Source organism: Bacillus sp. JK74 (assembly GCF_053663395.1).
In genome coordinates this window covers 130,459-147,183 of the sequence record NZ_JBSJQB010000004.1, presented here as the reverse complement: position 1 = coordinate 147,183, position 16,725 = coordinate 130,459, and the positions used below count along the sequence as shown (strand labels likewise).

The window sequence follows — 16,725 nt, the reverse complement described above, 5'->3', positions numbered from 1 at the left end:
AAAGAAGTAATTGAGGATCATGTATCTGCCGAATCCGGGCGCTTTAAAGGAAAAAAAGCGCCCTGAATTTGCTGATAAATCAGATGACTTATTTTGTTAATGATACATACTTATTTACAATGGCTTGAGCGAGACAGGCTGATGAATCAACAAAGGTAAGCCCGCTTCTTTTTTGATCCGTAACCATATTTAAATCCGTACATGCAATGATAACCGTATCAACCTTTTCTGCTAATTCACGGTGTAATTCATCATATAGTGTACTAGCCTCATCGATTTGACCTTGTTTAATCTTTTCTATTATTTGATTGACATAGATTTGCCAACTATCTTGATGTAAAAAATCATAACCTTCTCTGTTTAACGCTTCTTGAAATATTCCGGATTGAACCGTAGGAACGGTGGCTAAAAGAGCTGCTTTTTTTGAGCCTTTAGGTATTTTTTTTATGGTTTCATCAATCATGTTTAGTAAAGGGACTGAAATCGATTTTTTTATTTGATTAAAATAGAGATGTGCGGTGTTACATGGGATGGCAATAAAATCAACACCCGTTTTTTCAAGCTTTACAGCGCCCTCAATAATTGCATTTTCCATGTCCGTATGATTGAGAGGTTTATTCATGTAGAAAGGTGTCGGACAGGAATAAATCATCATATGAGGAAAATCCATGTCATGTATTGCTCCATATATTTTTTGGCACTCGTCTACGACTTTATCTACAAATGGCCCAGTAGATTTTGGCCCCATACCTGCCAGTATTCCAATCATAATTGTCCTCCTCTGTAAAAATGTGTACGAATACGATCATGATGAATTATTATTGTGTTTCTCATCTGAATCTGCACTCATTTCTTTTCTGGCTTTCTTCTCCTATTTTATCATTTCATTAATCGAATTATCATATCTAATTCCGCCGCACGCAGAAGAATGGCAGATACACTAAGGTTATGAAAGCTTGTTTTCATTACTATGTTTTCATGAATGATGGTTAAAAATCGGTGATTAAATTGTGCCCATATAGATTAGTAAACGTGTCATTGATGTCAAGGCATGAACTCCTAAAGGATATTTAATAACTCATTTTCAACGAAAAACTGATCTCTGTTAATTAGTCGAGATTCCAAGATATACCCCGACCAATTGACCTTTCCTTTTTTAGGAATCCCACAGGTTCCCTCTTGTTTTGATGTTGTTTTTTTAAAAAAAAGTTATTGACACAAATAAACGATCATGTTATTATTAAAAATTTGATATCTCACTCCATATATGGTAACCTTAAGTTAAGTTCCCATATATGGAGGTGGATTATATGTTTCAAATTGGCGATAACATTGTTTATCCAATGCACGGAGCAGGTACGATTGAAGCCATAGAAGAAAAACAATTCTTAGAGGAAAAACAACAGTATTATGTCATAAGAATGTCAATCAGTAATATGACAGTTATGATTCCAACGCGTAAAATATCGAGTTCAAATATACGGCCAGTTACTGATATACGTGCATTAAAACACATTATACACATTTTTCAGCATGGAGAATCAGATAGGTTACTGCCGTGGAAGCAAAGGTATATAGTAAACACGAACAAAATAAAAACGGGTGAAATACAAGAAGGTGCTGAAGTTGTACGTGATTTAATGCGAATGAAGAAAGAAAAAGCACTTAATTCAAGCGAAAAAAAAATGTTGGATAATGCATATGAATTTTTGATTAGTGAACTGGAAGTCATTAAAGGAATCACTGAAAAACAAATAAAAAGTTTCTGTTAAGGTTAATGACAGATAATTTTTCAGAATATTACGATTAGACGTTCAACCTCTTCAACTTACTTTTTAAACATTAACCGCTTTTATTACTCCTCAATCTAATCTGTTTTATTTTTTCTTCAACGAACACTTGAATTCTCGATGAAATAGTCACTTGATTTTTGTAATCCTGATTCACACTGGCACGGACAAGGAGCCGTAAGGATGGAAGAGAGGCAGGGCTTTCATTGTTTTAGGTCTAAGTGATTATTTCCGGAAGAAAAAACAACCACTCCCCTCTTTATCTTTAAGAATTTCTTACATCTCTTGCGACAGTGAATAGCAGTTGTTTATCTTCTTTTCATAAAAGAGATATGCGAATTGTAACAAAGAATAACATACAGTTACCTTGAGAACATAAAAACAAATCATTTATATATATTCCACATATCGTCAATCCGTTATGTTATACTGTAAACAATCCTTTGAGGTTTTAAACCTTTTTCTTACCTTGTAGCATCTGTCCCTACTCGAACGTTGAGTAGGGTTTTTTATTCAGTATGATACAGAGAACATAAAAAAACAGGCCCTATATAAAGAGCCTGTTTGTATAAACGATTGAAGATTAAGCAGTTTTTTGAACGTTAGCAGCTTGAGCTCCACGAGCACCTTGCTCAACGTCAAACGTTACTTTTTGACCTTCGTCTAAAGATTTGAATCCGTCACTTTGGATTGCAGAAAAGTGTACGAATACATCGTCTCCATTTTCACGTTCGATAAATCCAAAACCTTTTTCTGCATTAAACCATTTAACTGTACCTTGTTCCATTTTTGTTGCCTCCTAGTGTATTACACATTGTATTACTATCCTTGCCCAAAGTATCATCAAGACGAAAAGTCGATATTCATACTATCCTTTACACGAACAAAAATAATTCTCCTTTATCATAGCACGAAACGGAAATAACTGCAAATTAATAATATGTTCATTCATGTTTTATTTGTTAAACGTGCGGCAGGTTTTTTAGTGAGAACCTTCATTTGTAATTTAGAAGTTTTGACGGACCCCTTACCGTACTTAATAAATATCATGTTGAGAGGTGTATTTTTAAAAAGCCCACTCATGAAAACGAGTGGGTTTACAAAAGCTCTAACTAACCCGCAAAGGTTTTAGTCAGAGCTATTTATACGTATTTTTTTGATCCAACTCACTAAGCACCTGCTCTGTCATCAGCTCGATAATATTCATTGGAACATGATAAACCCCCTTTTTCATAAAAATAATCAGCTACTCTGATTGCAAAGTTTTCAATGTCTCCGTACATTCTTAAAAGGAAAATGCCATTAGCAATGACGCTAATGGCACCCTTTGTTTCTACTCAGTAACTTATTCAGCTTCTCCCACAACTGTAAAGCGTTCATTTATATGTTTTGGATTTTCTATTTCATCCAATACTGCAATTGCATAGTCTGCATAGCTGATATAACTTTCGCCTTTCGAATTCACAAGAAGATGATCTTTTCCTGACTGATAAAACCCAGTTCTTTTCCCGTCTGGGTCAAATACCGCTGAAGGACTGATAAATGTCCAGTTCATATCAGAAGTTTCCTTTAGCTCTTGCAAGTTACGACCTTGCCCTTTAGCTGTTGGAATAAAAATTTCCGGGAAATCTGGTGTATCCATTACACTGACAGTTTTATTTTCGTCTACATAAAGACTCCCTGCTCCGCCTACAATTACGGCTCTTGTCCCCATTCCTTTTAATGCCCTAATTAATGCCCGGCCAGCATCTACATGTGCCTGTTCTTCTCCTAATGGAGCTCCGAAGGCATTTACTACTACATCTAACTTTTTTAGATCATCCGATGTCAGATCAATTATATTTTTTTCAATGATTGAGATCTTTTCCTCTTTAAGTTTTGCAGCATCTCTTACAATTGCAGTTACTTCATGTCCCCTGCTTACCGCTTCTTTCAAGATAAGACTTCCAGCTTTTCCGGTTGCACCAATGATTCCAATTTTCAATTTAAAGTCCTCCTAATCATTCAAAATTTTAAATGTAACCAAATTGATTACATGTAATAATTTTAGTTACACCTTGTTTATTTGTCAATACTTTTATCATCTTGTTAATTGAGCATATTAGAGTGAAATAAACTTGTAATACATTCAGTTACAAGTGTACTATAAAGAGTGTAAAGTAATTAGGATGGTGAAGAAATCATGTCTATTAGCAGCCGTTTTGCTGTAGGAATTCATATATTGGCTCTTATTGAAATAAATGAAGACGGAATTAGCACTTCTGAATTTTTAGCTGGAAGTGTAAATACAAATCCCGCCTTAATAAGAAAAATTATGGGGATGCTGAAAAAAGCAGGTTTAGTAAATGTACGGCCAGGTATTGCAGGAGCTGAATTAGCGAAGGATTTAACTGAAATCACCTTACTTGATGTTTATAGAGCAGTAAATGTTGTTCAAGATAAAGAATTGTTTAGTATACATGAAAATCCCAATCCTCAATGTCCTGTAGGCCGGAACATTCAAAGTACAATTGGTCCAATATTTGAACTCGCCCAATCTGCCTTGGAAAAAGCTCTTGGACATATAACAATTGAGGATGTGGTAAAGGATATTATCGAAAAAGAAAAATCGGCCAATAATTGTTAAATGATTCACAGAAAATCTTTTATCAGACTGGGGATAAGAAAAATCAATAAAACAAAAAGGGACTGGATCATATTGAATCCAGCCCCGAATTGATATTGATTTCTTGATTAAAAAAAAATGGATTTTTAAGCAGTAAGCTTGCGAGAACTTTCTTCCGGCTGCTAAAACGCAAGCTGAATATACTGCCCGTCATCATATACACGAATTATGGCGTTATCTCTCTTGTACTCATCAGAATCTGCTCGCATTTCTTTTCTGACTTTCTTCTCCTGCTTAATCACTTCATTAATTGCATTATCCTATTTACTACCGCTGCCCGCAGTCAGCAGAAGGATGAAGGTGACTGACAAATCATACGACCTACTATAGTAAGTCTATAAACAAAAAATATCAAAGGTGTCAAAACCCTTGGTATCATAGGGATCGGCCGAGAGGACTTGAACCTCCGCAGGTTATTCACCCGCTTGGCCCACGATCTATATTCATAAAACTATTGCTCAGTTGTCAGCATGTGAAGTAAATTACGAATTTCCTTGTTATAACTTTTAATTTCTTCTTCATTACAACCGGTTTTATCAAATACTGCATTAGGGATCATTGTGACTTTTTCTTTAAACTCATTCCCTTCAGTTGTTAACGTAATAATTACACTTCGTTCATCCTCTTTTGAACGCTCTCTTATAATAAGACCTCGCTCCTCAAGTCGTTTTAAAACTGGAGTTAATGTTCCGGAGTCCAGATATAATTCTTCGCCTAAACCTTTAACAGATATTTTTTCCTTCTCCCATAAAACAAGAAGAACCAAATACTGTGGATACGTAATTCCTAATTCTTTTAAGAGAGGATGGTATAACTTTATCATTTCACGGGAAGCTGCATAAATCGCAAAACATAGATGATTACTTAACAGTAATTTATCATTCTTCATGTTAAATCCCTCACAATATTTATATTCATTACTACCCATAATAGCATAAGAATTAAATTAAGTAAAATTGAATGACTAACAATTTAATTAATCATAACTTATGCAAAATCAGAAAGAATCTATCACCAATAATATGATCTCCTATTTTCTCAATATGGTTATTATGTACACTAACTTTAAACTGCCGAAAACTGTTCTTTATTTTAGTCTAATCAATCATTTAGAGGATTTTAATTGCAAATTTCAATTGATAACAATTTAATTTTCAAAAATTTAATTGACAACGCTGATTATATTGATTAAAATTCAATTGTGTTAAATTTAATTTATAGGAGTGTTTGATGATGACAGTATATTTTACAGCAGAAGCTACAACAAAAGGCGGAAGAGAAGGTCATGTAACATCTAATGATCTTATTATTGATTTGGATTTAGCTATGCCAAAACGAAATCAAGTATCCACGGCTACAAATCCAGAACAATTATTTGCGGCAGGCTATTCAGCTTGTTATGACAGTGCTCTTCATTTAGCAGCCCAGAGACAACGATTAAAAATCGAATCAGCTGTTACCGGTAAAGTAAGTTTATTAAAAGATGAAAGTGATAATGGTTATAAAATCGGAGTTGTTCTGGAGGTGGAAATTCAAGGGGTATCTCAAGAGCAAGCGGAAGAATTAACACATGCAGCTCATCAAGTATGTCCATATTCTAAAGCTACTCGCGGAAATATTGATGTACAAATCATTACAACAGCAATATAAGACGAAAGTTGCCAAGATCAATAGGTAATGGAATAAAAAAATTTTGATTAAAACATATAGGTGACCAACCTTCAAATAAGGAGTGAGATTGATGTTAAAGAAAGTACAATTAGAAAAAGCAGCTCAAGAATTTGCAGAAGCAACCGCGAACCCACCCTATCTATTCGACCTTGGACCTGAGAAAGGACGAGAAGCTGTAGATGAGGTTCAATCTGCCCCAATTGATAAACTGCCAGTTGATATTGAAGATGTTATGATTTCAGGAGGACCGAGCGGACAGGTATCAGTAAGAATAATGCGCCCGCAGAATGCGCCTGCGCACCTTCCTGTCATCGTGTACATTCATGGGGCCGGCTGGGTATTTGGTAATGAGCATACACATGATCGGCTCATCCGTGAGCTAGCAGTCGGAGCACAAGCTGCTATTGTCTTTCCAAATTACACCTTATCTCCAGAAGCAAAATATCCGACAGCCATTGAAGAAATCTATGCAGTAGTGAAGTGGGCGTCTGAAAATGGCCGTGAGAACGGCATGATTCCCGAGAGTCTAACAATTGCAGGTGATAGTGTTGGAGGCAATATGGCTGCTGCTGTCACGCTAATGGCCAAAGCACGAGGTGACTTGAATATCCGGCAACAATTACTTTTCTATCCGGTAACAGACGCTTCTTTCGATACAGAATCCTATCAACAGTTTGCTGCAGGATACTTTTTACGCAAGGACGCGATGATGTGGTTTTGGGATCAGTACACAACCAATTCGAACGAGCGTGCTGAAATTACAGCATCACCTCTGCGTGCAACTGCTGAGCAGCTTCAAGGGCTTCCACCTGCATTGATTATCACAGCTGAAGCTGATGTACTTCGTGACGAGGGAGAAGCATATGCCAATAAACTTCGTGAAGCTGGTGTTCCGGTCACTGCCGTACGTTTCCAAGGTATCATTCACGATTTCGTGATGCTCAACGCCTTAGCTAAAACTGAAGCTGCGCGCGGAGCAATTGATCTTGCCGCAACCTGGCTGCGTAAAGGGTTTTAATCCATCTATTGTTTCGTCACATAGAGACTGCTGCAAATAAATAAAAAACAAACAGATCCACTCAAATAATTGAGTGGATCGTATATTGGAATAATGGAACTTTTGATGAGCTTTTTAATCGGGCTGGTTATTATTTTGTTGTTGAGATGTCCCCCTAATTGAAAAGCTAACTCCACAACAAACTCCATTTTTTCACCACTTCACCCTCTTCATATCCAAAAAACCTTTGTTGATTAGTTAGCGTACAAGTTCTCGTTTTCTGCTTTGGACCCCATATAGAAAATAAAAAGCCAGCTCTCCTTCGGGAGAAGAACTGGCATAACAAAGCTTCTTATTTTGCTGTATTGCCCGGACCTTTTAATTTCTCTTCGTTCTTGCGTCAATGTTTTATTATTAGGACACAACCAATAAAATAATGACGATCGAGAATAGCAACGCTGCTTTTGCAAAGCAGTGAGCCCTCCAGAATATAAAAGAGCTGCAGTCATTGCTGCTCGGATAATCCCAGCTTATTCTGAGTCTGTATTTCGAGTAGTCGTTCAATTAAATGGATGTTTTTTTCATTCCTTTTCTGTTTGTTCCATTTTCCACCACAGGGAATCTTTTGGATTTTCAACAGCTTCTTGAAATTCAGCTTTAGAAGCAACTGTTGGGTAAGAACCTTTTAAAGATTTACCTGAAGTATCTTTAAATAAGGTTAACACAACTATTAAGCCAATTAAACTGACTGCCAATAAATAGAAACCCGGCGCCAAATTGTTTCTTGTCACATGGGTTAACCAAGAAGCAACTAAAGGTGTTGTTCCGCCAAAAATAGAAACTGATAAGTTGAATGTCCAGGATAATGTACGATATCTAATGTCAGTATGGAACAACGTAGGTAAAGATCCTGGCATAGTACCTTCGTATACAGATAATACAATACCTAACATTAAAAGTCCTATAAATAAGAAAGTTATATTCCCCATATTAAGAAATTGGAAAGAGATAATCGAAAATACAATTCCTAATACTAATCCAATTGCTATAACTTTTTTATTTCCTAATTTATCTCCCAGTTTACCAAAAGTTAAAGCGAACGGTACCATAATAATCAATACAATTGCTGTAACCGGTGTACTTATATTATCACTTATACCAAGGTTCTCATCTAAATAAGAAGGCATATACCCTAACAATAGGTAATTGGTTATATTGAAAAATGCCACAAATACGATACATAAAAAGATATCTTTTTTATATGTTTTAATGACTTCTAATAAACCTGGTTGTTGTTCTTGGTTTTCAGAGAGGTCATTTTCAAAGATTGGTGATTCATCTAAATGACTTCTCAAATATAAACCAAATAATCCTATTGGAATACTTAAGAAGAAAGGAATTCTCCATCCCCAACTATTCATTTGAACATCAGATAAAGTCCAGAAAAGTACTGTAACTAAAACAGAAGCTACTATATAACCAGATAATGTGCCGATTTCTAAACCGCTGCCTAACCTTATACGTTTATTATCTGGAGAAGATTCTGCGATATATACCATTGCCCCAGCGTACTCTCCACCCACAGAAAAACCTTGCAGAATACGAGCTAAGAGTAATAATATAGGGGCCCATACACCAATCTGATCATAGGTAGGAAGCACACCAATTATTAAAGTAGATAAAGCCATCATTAAAATAGTAATTGTTAATACTATTTTCCGACCAAATTTATCACCCATTTTACCAAAAATAATTCCGCCTACCGGTCTAAGTAAGAAGGCAATTGCAAATGTAGCAAAAGTAAATATTAACTTTAATTCATCGTTTTGAACTGGACTGAAAAAGTTTTTACTAATAATAACTGCCAAATAAGAATATAAAGCAAAATCAAACCATTCCATCGCGTTTCCTATCCCTGTAGCAAACACGCTTTTCTTCGCTTTTTGAATGTCTACAACGTTAATTTTTTTCTTGTTAAACTTCATTTAATAATATCGACTCCTTAATTATCAAATCCACATTATACAAGCGCGTAAACGGTCCGAGCATGCAGTCCCAGAATGTATAGCGTAATGCTTCTCTAAAAGTCTGGGGGTTTCTGTTTCACCTGATGGAGAGCTAACGGCATATTGGCTGATTGGTTCAACTGTACCTTAAAAGACTAGACTAATATCCATATCAGCGCCAAATAACATTGTAAACCAGGAAAGAAGGCTGAAATTCAGTGTTTTCGCTGGTTTCCTTAACTTATTTTTGCCGATTGGACTAAAAATAATACAAGAAGCAACAAAAAGAGAAACAGCCAACAGATAATACCAGCCAAAACGGTTAGTGACATATCCTCGGGCTGCGGTTGGTATTTTCTGCAGACTATTTGGAGAAATGATTCCCCTTCATACAGCTCTATTGTGAATATGATCACAATCGAAAAAAAACTTTTATTTCTTCAAAGTATCCTAAACCTTTATTTTAGATCTTCCATTACGTCTTCCAATATGTTTATTATAAGATTGAGGTCGTTCCTAAGAATTATTTACTGATTCTATCTTTATTACCCCACAATCAGGTGAAACAAAACACTATAAACGTAGCATACCTTTTTAAAATCTGACAAGCCCAACAGGGTGATAGAAACCCGGCTAAAGCTAAGCTAGTCAATGGATAGAAGAAATTTTTTTTGTTTTTCCCAAGGAATAACCGTCTGCGTTTAATCTAGCCCAATTAGAAAGAAAAAGAGCAGGAGTAATCCTGCTCTTTCATTCAAAACTTTAATTTGTATGACGAATTTCGTATACCTTTTCGACTTTTCTTACCTATTAATCAGTATGCAGACTACAACAGAAATAAGTAGCACCGGGTATGAAATAATGGTTTTATTTTTAATCAATGATTAAATTACCCTCAATGACAGTAAATACTAATAATTACTAAACATTATAGGAAACCCCAATATTCCTTATCTTAATTATTGTTTAATTAATTGGGATTGTAACAGTAAAACTCACACTTATAGAAAGTTATACCAATCAAAAATTTTCCGACTCAAGTCTGTTTAACCAGTTGTGAACCAATGAATTAAATACATCGGTTTGTTCGATTTGCAGGTTGTGACCAGCCATATCAAGCACTGCAAAAGTTGCCCTTGGGTAATCTTCTATTAATCGCCACGCATCATGGTATCCGACTACATTGTCCTGACGCCCTGTGATAATTAGCGTGGGATACTCAAGTTTAGATGAAATATCAAAGGTAAACCCATATCCATTTTGACGAATGTTGTTTACGAATTCATAATTTGTTTGTTTAGATGGAAATAAAATTTCATCCCGGAACCTCTCCCATTCAGTTTTACCTTGCACAATCCCCATAGAGCAAAATTCATCCGCCTCCTCCGAAGACAAATGTGATATCAAGTCGCTGTCTCTTTTTAGAACAGTCTTCTGCGGTACTACCCTTTCATCGAATTCGGGTATAGTTAATGGTGCCATCAGCAGTAATCCACGAACTGTTTCCTGACGTGAACGAACGATGCCTCTGGCAATGTACCCTCCATATGAATTACCACAAACAATAAACTGTTGATCAGGAATAATCTCGTCCAAAAGACGCAATATCGCTTCTAAAACATCATCAGAGTTCTGAATAGACGGTTGTGGCTTAGAATGTCCCATACCTGGTAAGTCTATGTATATTCTCTTCCAACCGCTTCGTTTCTCGAATAACGGTTCCATTGCATGTAACATCACCTGATGGTCAAGTGTCCAACCATGCAACATAACGATCGGATATCCATTTCCAATTACTTTATGGTAAATCGACATGTATTTGTTCCCCTTCCCTGTAATCCTAATGTTTCGATATGAACATTTAATCCTTTCATGCATTTATCACAATTTTAACAAACTTTTAACTGAACTTGGTAAGTTGAACAAGGGTAATACATTGAATTTTGACAATCGCAAACTGTCATATGTGTCCGTCATATCAAAAGAATCTCTTTAATGTGTTGTTTAGTGCTTTCGTTACTGCGACTATCGACAAATAAGAACCAAGCAAAGTATTGTCCAGATACTTTGAGTATTTTGATCACTTTGCAAATAAGTGATTGAAAATACACTATCTAAAATCACTGCAGCCAATAGAACCCGGCTGATTTTCATCAATCATCTCCCCTTTTTTAATTTTCGTAGAGAACATTAAATTTCCTCGTTCATGAAAATAATCAGCGACTTCAATCGAAAAACCTTCAACATCAGCAAACATTCTCCCCGAAGTCTTGGTTTTCTTCCCATGCTTAGCAGCACTTTCTCTACTTTTGTAAATTGGAGTTTGAGGCATTAGTAGCTAACTATAAATGATGAAAATATTTGTGCGATGTCTACTGCAGATGACTTACTTTAGGTAAGTGGGCAGTAGATCATTTAAAAATAAGCGCAAAAAAATACCAAGGATCTCTCTATTACCCTTGGTATTATTGAGATGCGGCCGAGAGGACTTGAACCTTCACGGGTTATTCACCCGCTGGGCCCTCAACCTAATGAAAACGTATCAAGTATTACATAAACCTTATAAATAAAGCATTCTTTATCTTCATTTCCACCTATTTTCAAAAATCACTGAAAATATTACCTTTAAATTTGTAATTTCAGCTAAGACCTAAGAAACCACTAACAAGAGAAGTAATGCAGTCTCGCCCACTAGGTGCGATAGTTTTTGCGTTTTGCGGGTATCGGAAAATCTTTGCTAGTAGCAGTGCCTCAATAAGAAGATCGCAATTTCCACTTACCTAGCTATATCAAGGTTTACTTGTCTGATTTGGGATGTTTGGGGTACAAAAGTTGAGTTACAAACATTATTATCCAAAAGAACGTTTACTGTAATTATTTTACATGGTATTATTTGTATTGTGCATGCGAATATGTATGTGTAATAAATGAAATTAAAAGGAGTGCTTGATCGTGAATCTTAAATCCATTTTCAAAGGAGTAACATCGACTCTGATAGCTGGTGTAATTGTTGGAACTTGTACTATACCTGCTTTTGCGGAGTCGACTACAAGTGTATCGCCGAAAAATTATGCAGTTACAAGTGGGGTATTCAAAGCTCTAGACAAGGAGGTTTCAGAGGGCTCTGTTGATCAATCAAGCTGGAGTCGGGAGTTCGAATTAGATGAGAATGACGGAGCACAAGTAAACTTCTGGATTTCAAATAACGGAAGTAATGACATAAAAATATCAATTGATGGAAAAGTCTCAAGAACCATCGCACCAGGCAAGCAAGGCAACATTTCTGCCGAGGTTAAAAATGGTTGGTTTGGTTGGACATACAATTACACATTTACAGCTTCACCAACGGCTCAAGGTGGCAGTGTTAAGATGAAATATAAAATTGCCCAAAGAAATAATTAACGAATTACGGAAAGGTAATCACTCATTACCTTTCCGTAATTTCATCATTTTTTAGTTTTTTAAAAGATTCCTTACTTTCTATACTTTGGAGATAAATTCACTCCAGGTTTTTCATCTTCTCTTTTTCTGAAAATAAAAGGTTTTTGTATTAAATCCTATATGATGCAAATCAAACCGATTAGTAATTACTTTTCTCCAATTTTCTGCTCCTGCTTTTCTTGCTCTTTTCCCCTCAGCCTTATGAAATATTATCATGTCCTATATTTAAGGGTTATACAGCGCTCATTATCATTATTTACACCTTTTTTGATGTTTTTTCATATTTTCTGGACAGTAAATGGGAGTAAAGAAACCTTGACCACTCACCAAGATAAGTAAAATAAAAAACGAAGGGCATCAAACTAGACGACTTACTATAAGTAACTGGGCAGTAAGTGGGCAGTAACAGACAAATTTCTATAAACAAAAAAATACCAAAGGTAGTTAAACCCTTGGTATCATTGAGATGCGGCCGAGAGGACTTGAACCTCCACGGGTTATTCACCCACTAGGCCCTCAACCTAGCGCGTCTGCCATTCCGCCACGACCGCGTGCTATGAAGCTGTCTTTCCACTAAGCATATAAGCTAGTGATGATCAGCACTTTGAAAAGAAAGTGCGGGTGAAGGGACTCGAACCCCCACGTCGTAAGACACTAGATCCTAAGTCTAGCGCGTCTGCCAATTCCGCCACACCCGCGTGACAAGTGGTGAGCCATGAAGGACTCGAACCTTCGACCCTCTGATTAAAAGTCAGATGCTCTACCAACTGAGCTAATGGCTCGCTCTAAAAGTGATTCAAAAATTTTAAATAAAATGGCTGGGCTAGCTGGATTCGAACCAACGCATGACGGAGTCAAAGTCCGTTGCCTTACCGCTTGGCTATAGCCCAACGAAGGTAAATGGTGACCCGTACGGGATTCGAACCCGTGTTACCGCCGTGAAAGGGCGGTGTCTTAACCGCTTGACCAACGGGCCGTCTGGTTGAGAACTTATCTGGCGGAGAAGGAGGGATTTGAACCCTCGCGCCGCTTACGCGACCTACACCCTTAGCAGGGGCGCCTCTTCAGCCACTTGAGTACTTCTCCATAATGGCTCCACAGGCAGGATTCGAACCTGCGACCGATCGGTTAACAGCCGATAGCTCTACCACTGAGCTACTGTGGAATAATCAGACTTTCTTCATTATAAATGATGCGACATATTGTGTCAATAAGCAACATTTATTTTTTTGAGAAAGTATCGTTGTCTCTCAACGACTTTTATAATTTAACACAGATCATTGAGATGAGTCAAGCCTTTTCAAAAAATTCTTTTGATTTTTCCTCTGCATTTTCCGCAGGCATATCTTTCCGGGTTCATTGCCCGCTTCTTTATATACTGTTGGCCGCAAGCCTCGCATCTATACATATATGTTTTCTTTTGTGTCTTTTTGGTTTGCAGCGGCGTGCAGAATCTTGGCGCTCCGACTTTCTGAAGCAGGTCTCTGAAGTCTTTGTCTCTGTGCTTGTACCCTTTTCCCTCAAGATGAAGATGGTAATGGCACAGCTCGTGCTTGATGATGCCTATCAGCTCGCTCCGCCCGTGTTCGAGAAGATATTTGCGGTTTAATTCGATGTTATGGGAAGACAGCATGTAGCGGCCGCCTGTCGTTTTCAGCCGGTCATTGAAAAAGGCCCGGTGACGGAACGGCTTTCCGAAATCCTGTGCAGAGATGTCTTCCGTCAGCTTTTGAAGTTGTTCGTTATCCATATGTGCACCCCGCTTTAAAAACATTGAACGGGACAATTCACCGTTCGCATACAATGTGTTAAAACCGACCTCTAACTAAAAGCTGAGGAGGAATGAGCCATGCCGAATTGGCTGATGAAACAAATGCAAAAAGCGTTTTTAGAAAAGGACAATTACCAAATCAAACTGCTGAACCAGTGCTGGTATTTCTACAGAAAAAAACACTGCTCGTAAGCAGTGCTTTTATTTTACCATAGACAGCGACACTCTGCCTTTTTGCACGTCCACCCCTTCGACCCATACGGTGACGATGTCTCCGACCGATACGACGTCGAGAGGATGTTTGACGAATTGATTACTCAGTTTTGAGATGTGCACAAGCCCGTCCTGCTTGACGCCGATATCAACGAAAGCGCCGAAGTCCACAACGTTGCGGACGGTGCCCTGCAATTCCATTCCTTCCTTTAAATCCTCAAGCTGCAGAACGTCTTTTTTCAGCAAAGGCTTCGGCACTTCGTCACGGGGATCTCGCTCCGGCCTTGTCAGCTGCCCGCAAATATCCGCAAGCGTAATCTCCCCTATACCGAGCTCTTCAGCCGTTTCAGAAAGCGGCAATGCGCTTATTTTCTCTTTTGCGTCCGCGCTTCCGATCTGATCCGCAGTGAGCTGCAGTTTTTTGAGCAGCGCCTTTGTCTCTTTATAGCTTTCCGGGTGTATTCCGGTGCGGTCGAGCGGCTCCCGTCCTCCGGGCACTCTCAAAAAGCCGATGCACTGTTCATATGTTTTTGCGCCGAGACGCGGGATTTCTTTCAGCTCTTTGCGGTTTGTAAATTTTCCGAGCTCTTCCCTTTTTTTAACGATATTGCCGGCAACGGTTTTGGATAACCCGGCTACATATTGAAGCAGCGCGGCTGATGCTGTATTGACATTCACCCCGACTTGGTTGACGACGGTCTCTACGACAAAACGGAGAGATTCGTTTAAATGCTTTTGGCTGACATCATGCTGGTATTGCCCGACACCGACGGATTTAGGATCAATTTTCACAAGCTCGGCCAGCGGGTCCTGCAATCTCCGCGCGATGGAGACGGCGCTGCGCTCTTCGACCTGAAAATCCGGAAATTCCTCACGGGCGATTTCTGATGCGGAATACACGCTTGCTCCGGCCTCATTGACGATGACATAATAAATGTCCCGCTCTGTTTCTTTCAGCACATCAACGACGAATTGCTCTGTCTCCCGTGATGCCGTGCCGTTTCCGATCGCCACAACCTCGACTTCGTACCGGTCCAGCAATTCTTTGATTTTTTTCCGGGCTTCCGCTGTCTTTTTTACGGGAGCGTGCGGGTAAATGACGTCGATTTTCAGCACTTTTCCCGTCTCATCAACGACTGCCAGTTTGCACCCCGTACGGAAGGCCGGATCGACGCCGAGCACGACTTTTCCCTTCATCGGCGGCTGCAGCAGGAGCTTACGCAGGTTTTCAGCGAAAATATGGATCGCCTGGGCGTCTGCTTTTTCTGACAGCTCTTTGCGGATGTCACGCTCAATAGCCGGCTGGATCAGGCGCTTGTAACTGTCCTCAATGGCTTCTTTCAGCGTTTCTTTCACAGGTGTTTCACGGTGTTTGATGATTTGCTTTTCTAAATAAGCTTTTATCTGATCGGCGGGCGGTTCGATCGCAATCTTTAAAATGCCTTCTTTTTCACCGCGGTTCATCGCAAGCACTCTGTGAGGAACGACCTTTTGGATCGGCTCTTCGTACTCGTAGTACATTTCATAGACGTTTTTCTCGTCATCTGCGGCTGACTTGCCTGCCGCGGAAGTGAGAATTCCTTTTTTATACGTTTCCTGGCGGATCCACTTTCTGAAATGAGGATCATCCGAGATTTGTTCGGCTATGATGTGCTTCGCGCCTTCAATGGCTTCCTCTCTTGAAGCGACTTCTTTTTCTGCACTGATATATTGATCAGCGACGTCGTGAAGGCGGTCTTCTTTCGGGAGAGAAAGAATATAGTCCGCAAGCGGTTCAAGGCCTTTGCTTTTGGCGACGGTGGCTTTTGTTTTCCGTTTTTGTTTGAAGGGGCGGTATAAATCCTCGACTTCCTGAAGCTTCACCGCTTGCTCGATTTTTTGCTTCAGCCCGTCCGTCAGCTTGTCCTGCTCAGAGATCAATCTGATGACTTCCTCTTTCCGCTGCGTCAGGTTTTGTATGTATTGCCACCGCTCGGAGATTGCCTGAATCTGCACCTCGTCCATTGAGCCGGTCTGCTCTTTTCGGTACCGCGCAATAAACGGGACGGTATTGCCGTCTTCCAGCAGGCGGATGACACTTTCGACATGTTTTTGGGATAACGCTGTTTCTTCAGCAATTTGTTTTTTCAAAAGGGCTAACGTTTCCATATCACAAAAGCCTCCATCTCTTC

General features: G+C 38.7%; 16 protein-coding genes, 7 tRNA genes and 3 pseudogenes. 6 read left to right on the top strand and 20 right to left on the bottom strand.

Translation table 11 applies throughout. The annotated features are described in order from the left end of the window. Positions 1 to 88: 88 nt before the first annotated feature. Complete coding sequence (locus tag ACWJJ5_RS13950; RefSeq protein ID WP_101562754.1) at positions 89 to 769, bottom strand: aspartate/glutamate racemase family protein; 681 nt, start codon at positions 767 to 769, stop codon at positions 89 to 91. A gap of 541 nt (positions 770 to 1,310) precedes the next feature. On the opposite strand from ACWJJ5_RS13950, the gene ACWJJ5_RS13945 reads away from it, so the two are divergent. Further along, positions 1,311 to 1,772 carry a CarD family transcriptional regulator gene (locus ACWJJ5_RS13945; protein WP_060563139.1) on the top strand — a complete coding sequence of 154 codons (462 nt, stop codon included), beginning with the start codon at positions 1,311 to 1,313 and terminating at the stop codon, positions 1,770 to 1,772. A 601-nt stretch (positions 1,773 to 2,373) separates the two neighbouring features. On the opposite strand, the gene cspC is transcribed toward ACWJJ5_RS13945, so the two are convergent. Both cspC and ACWJJ5_RS13935 read right to left on the bottom strand, forming a co-directional pair. Beyond that, the gene (cspC, locus tag ACWJJ5_RS13940; RefSeq protein ID WP_003156143.1) at positions 2,374 to 2,577 is read right to left on the bottom strand and encodes a cold shock protein CspC; all 204 of its coding nucleotides are present in this window, start codon (positions 2,575 to 2,577) and stop codon (positions 2,374 to 2,376) included. Between the two features lie 558 nt (positions 2,578 to 3,135). Next, positions 3,136 to 3,774, bottom strand: a complete 639-nt coding sequence (locus tag ACWJJ5_RS13935) for an NAD(P)-dependent oxidoreductase (protein WP_057080632.1) — start codon at positions 3,772 to 3,774, stop codon at positions 3,136 to 3,138. A 198-nt stretch (positions 3,775 to 3,972) separates the two neighbouring features. Between ACWJJ5_RS13935 and ACWJJ5_RS13930 the strand changes: the two genes are divergently transcribed. Then, entirely contained in the window at positions 3,973 to 4,416 is a 444-nt protein-coding gene (locus tag ACWJJ5_RS13930) for an Rrf2 family transcriptional regulator (RefSeq protein WP_071181553.1), read from the top strand. Between the two features lie 161 nt (positions 4,417 to 4,577). Here ACWJJ5_RS13930 and ACWJJ5_RS13925 read toward each other — a convergent pair whose 3' ends face one another. Together ACWJJ5_RS13925 and ACWJJ5_RS13920 are read right to left on the bottom strand one after the other, a co-directional pair. After that, positions 4,578 to 4,706, bottom strand: a complete 129-nt coding sequence (locus ACWJJ5_RS13925) for a cystatin-like fold lipoprotein (protein ID WP_286674452.1) — start codon at positions 4,704 to 4,706, stop codon at positions 4,578 to 4,580. A 200-nt stretch (positions 4,707 to 4,906) separates the two neighbouring features. After that, positions 4,907 to 5,344, bottom strand: a complete 438-nt coding sequence (locus ACWJJ5_RS13920) for a MarR family winged helix-turn-helix transcriptional regulator (RefSeq protein WP_003156155.1) — start codon at positions 5,342 to 5,344, stop codon at positions 4,907 to 4,909. 341 nt (positions 5,345 to 5,685) lie between these two features. On the opposite strand from ACWJJ5_RS13920, the gene ACWJJ5_RS13915 reads away from it, so the two are divergent. Together ACWJJ5_RS13915 and ACWJJ5_RS13910 are read left to right on the top strand one after the other, a co-directional pair. Continuing rightward, positions 5,686 to 6,105, top strand: coding sequence for an organic hydroperoxide resistance protein (locus ACWJJ5_RS13915; protein ID WP_070081408.1), 420 nt, complete (start codon positions 5,686 to 5,688; stop codon positions 6,103 to 6,105). Positions 6,106 to 6,196: 91 nt separating this feature from the next. Continuing rightward, positions 6,197 to 7,144 carry an alpha/beta hydrolase gene (locus ACWJJ5_RS13910; protein ID WP_070081407.1) on the top strand — a complete coding sequence of 316 codons (948 nt, stop codon included), beginning with the start codon at positions 6,197 to 6,199 and terminating at the stop codon, positions 7,142 to 7,144. A 560-nt stretch (positions 7,145 to 7,704) separates the two neighbouring features. On the opposite strand, the gene ACWJJ5_RS13905 is transcribed toward ACWJJ5_RS13910, so the two are convergent. From ACWJJ5_RS13905 to ACWJJ5_RS13880, 6 genes and pseudogenes are all read right to left on the bottom strand, one after another. Further along, positions 7,705 to 9,108, bottom strand: coding sequence for an MFS transporter (locus ACWJJ5_RS13905; RefSeq protein ID WP_146276160.1), 1,404 nt, complete (start codon positions 9,106 to 9,108; stop codon positions 7,705 to 7,707). Between the two features lie 38 nt (positions 9,109 to 9,146). Further along, a pseudogene (locus tag ACWJJ5_RS13900) lies at positions 9,147 to 9,513 on the bottom strand (BCCT family transporter); the annotation flags it as partial. Positions 9,514 to 10,149: 636 nt separating this feature from the next. Next, the gene (locus ACWJJ5_RS13895) at positions 10,150 to 10,944 is read right to left on the bottom strand and encodes an alpha/beta fold hydrolase (RefSeq protein WP_454022473.1); all 795 of its coding nucleotides are present in this window, start codon (positions 10,942 to 10,944) and stop codon (positions 10,150 to 10,152) included. A gap of 66 nt (positions 10,945 to 11,010) precedes the next feature. After that, positions 11,011 to 11,198, bottom strand: a pseudogene (locus ACWJJ5_RS13890) (hypothetical protein); the annotation flags it as partial. Further along, on the bottom strand, positions 11,155 to 11,283 hold the full coding sequence (locus tag ACWJJ5_RS13885; RefSeq protein ID WP_454022472.1) for a hypothetical protein: 129 nt from the start codon (positions 11,281 to 11,283) through the stop codon (positions 11,155 to 11,157). The gene ACWJJ5_RS13885 and the pseudogene ACWJJ5_RS13890, both read right to left, overlap by 44 nt. Beyond that, a pseudogene (locus ACWJJ5_RS13880) lies at positions 11,240 to 11,395 on the bottom strand (tetratricopeptide repeat protein); the annotation flags it as partial. The pseudogene ACWJJ5_RS13880 and the gene ACWJJ5_RS13885, both read right to left, overlap by 44 nt. 686 nt (positions 11,396 to 12,081) lie before the next feature. Between ACWJJ5_RS13880 and ACWJJ5_RS13875 the strand changes: the two are divergent. Further along, positions 12,082 to 12,531: a hypothetical protein gene (locus tag ACWJJ5_RS13875; RefSeq protein ID WP_077721839.1), complete on the top strand. Its 450-nt coding sequence runs from the start codon at positions 12,082 to 12,084 to the stop codon at positions 12,529 to 12,531. Between the two features lie 506 nt (positions 12,532 to 13,037). Here the strand turns inward: ACWJJ5_RS13875 and ACWJJ5_RS13870 are convergent. From ACWJJ5_RS13870 to ACWJJ5_RS13835, 8 genes are all read right to left on the bottom strand, one after another. Continuing rightward, positions 13,038 to 13,121, bottom strand: a tRNA-Leu gene (locus ACWJJ5_RS13870). Positions 13,122 to 13,186: 65 nt separating this feature from the next. Then, positions 13,187 to 13,268 (bottom strand) — tRNA-Leu (locus ACWJJ5_RS13865). An 8-nt stretch (positions 13,269 to 13,276) separates the two neighbouring features. After that, a tRNA-Lys gene (locus ACWJJ5_RS13860) sits at positions 13,277 to 13,352 on the bottom strand. Between the two features lie 33 nt (positions 13,353 to 13,385). After that, a tRNA-Gln gene (locus ACWJJ5_RS13855) sits at positions 13,386 to 13,460 on the bottom strand. 11 nt (positions 13,461 to 13,471) lie between these two features. Then, positions 13,472 to 13,546: transfer RNA gene (locus tag ACWJJ5_RS13850), tRNA-Glu, on the bottom strand. A gap of 19 nt (positions 13,547 to 13,565) precedes the next feature. Continuing rightward, positions 13,566 to 13,656 (bottom strand) — tRNA-Ser (locus ACWJJ5_RS13845). Positions 13,657 to 13,660: 4 nt separating this feature from the next. Then, a tRNA-Asn gene (locus ACWJJ5_RS13840) sits at positions 13,661 to 13,735 on the bottom strand. A gap of 135 nt (positions 13,736 to 13,870) precedes the next feature. Then, positions 13,871 to 14,320, bottom strand: a complete 450-nt coding sequence (locus ACWJJ5_RS13835; RefSeq protein ID WP_015416877.1) for a SprT family protein — start codon at positions 14,318 to 14,320, stop codon at positions 13,871 to 13,873. A gap of 99 nt (positions 14,321 to 14,419) precedes the next feature. On the opposite strand from ACWJJ5_RS13835, the gene cmpA reads away from it, so the two are divergent. Continuing rightward, on the top strand, positions 14,420 to 14,533 hold the full coding sequence (cmpA, locus tag ACWJJ5_RS13830) for a cortex morphogenetic protein CmpA (protein ID WP_003156164.1): 114 nt from the start codon (positions 14,420 to 14,422) through the stop codon (positions 14,531 to 14,533). A 9-nt stretch (positions 14,534 to 14,542) separates the two neighbouring features. Here the strand turns inward: cmpA and ACWJJ5_RS13825 are convergent, their stop codons facing one another. After that, entirely contained in the window at positions 14,543 to 16,702 is a 2,160-nt protein-coding gene (locus ACWJJ5_RS13825; RefSeq protein WP_146276156.1) for a Tex family protein, read from the bottom strand. Positions 16,703 to 16,725: the final 23 nt, after the last annotated feature.

What these genes read in the sequence shown, in the direction of transcription:
- ACWJJ5_RS13950 (WP_101562754.1), bottom strand. Translation starts at nt 769, where the DNA reads ATGATTGGAATACTGGCAGGTATGGGGCCAAAATCTACTGGGCCATTT.
- ACWJJ5_RS13945 (WP_060563139.1), top strand. Translation starts at nt 1,311, where the DNA reads ATGTTTCAAATTGGCGATAACATTGTTTATCCAATGCACGGAGCAGGT.
- cspC (WP_003156143.1), bottom strand. Translation starts at nt 2,577, where the DNA reads ATGGAACAAGGTACAGTTAAATGGTTTAATGCAGAAAAAGGTTTTGGA.
- ACWJJ5_RS13930 (WP_071181553.1), top strand. Translation starts at nt 3,973, where the DNA reads ATGTCTATTAGCAGCCGTTTTGCTGTAGGAATTCATATATTGGCTCTT.
- ACWJJ5_RS13920 (WP_003156155.1), bottom strand. Translation starts at nt 5,344, where the DNA reads ATGAAGAATGATAAATTACTGTTAAGTAATCATCTATGTTTTGCGATT.
- ACWJJ5_RS13915 (WP_070081408.1), top strand. Translation starts at nt 5,686, where the DNA reads ATGATGACAGTATATTTTACAGCAGAAGCTACAACAAAAGGCGGAAGA.
- ACWJJ5_RS13910 (WP_070081407.1), top strand. Translation starts at nt 6,197, where the DNA reads ATGTTAAAGAAAGTACAATTAGAAAAAGCAGCTCAAGAATTTGCAGAA.
- ACWJJ5_RS13905 (WP_146276160.1), bottom strand. Translation starts at nt 9,108, where the DNA reads ATGAAGTTTAACAAGAAAAAAATTAACGTTGTAGACATTCAAAAAGCG.
- ACWJJ5_RS13895 (WP_454022473.1), bottom strand. Translation starts at nt 10,944, where the DNA reads ATGTCGATTTACCATAAAGTAATTGGAAATGGATATCCGATCGTTATG.
- ACWJJ5_RS13885 (WP_454022472.1), bottom strand. Translation starts at nt 11,283, where the DNA reads ATGAAAATCAGCCGGGTTCTATTGGCTGCAGTGATTTTAGATAGTGTA.
- ACWJJ5_RS13835 (WP_015416877.1), bottom strand. Translation starts at nt 14,320, where the DNA reads ATGGATAACGAACAACTTCAAAAGCTGACGGAAGACATCTCTGCACAG.
- cmpA (WP_003156164.1), top strand. Translation starts at nt 14,420, where the DNA reads ATGCCGAATTGGCTGATGAAACAAATGCAAAAAGCGTTTTTAGAAAAG.
- ACWJJ5_RS13825 (WP_146276156.1), bottom strand. Translation starts at nt 16,702, where the DNA reads ATGGAAACGTTAGCCCTTTTGAAAAAACAAATTGCTGAAGAAACAGCG.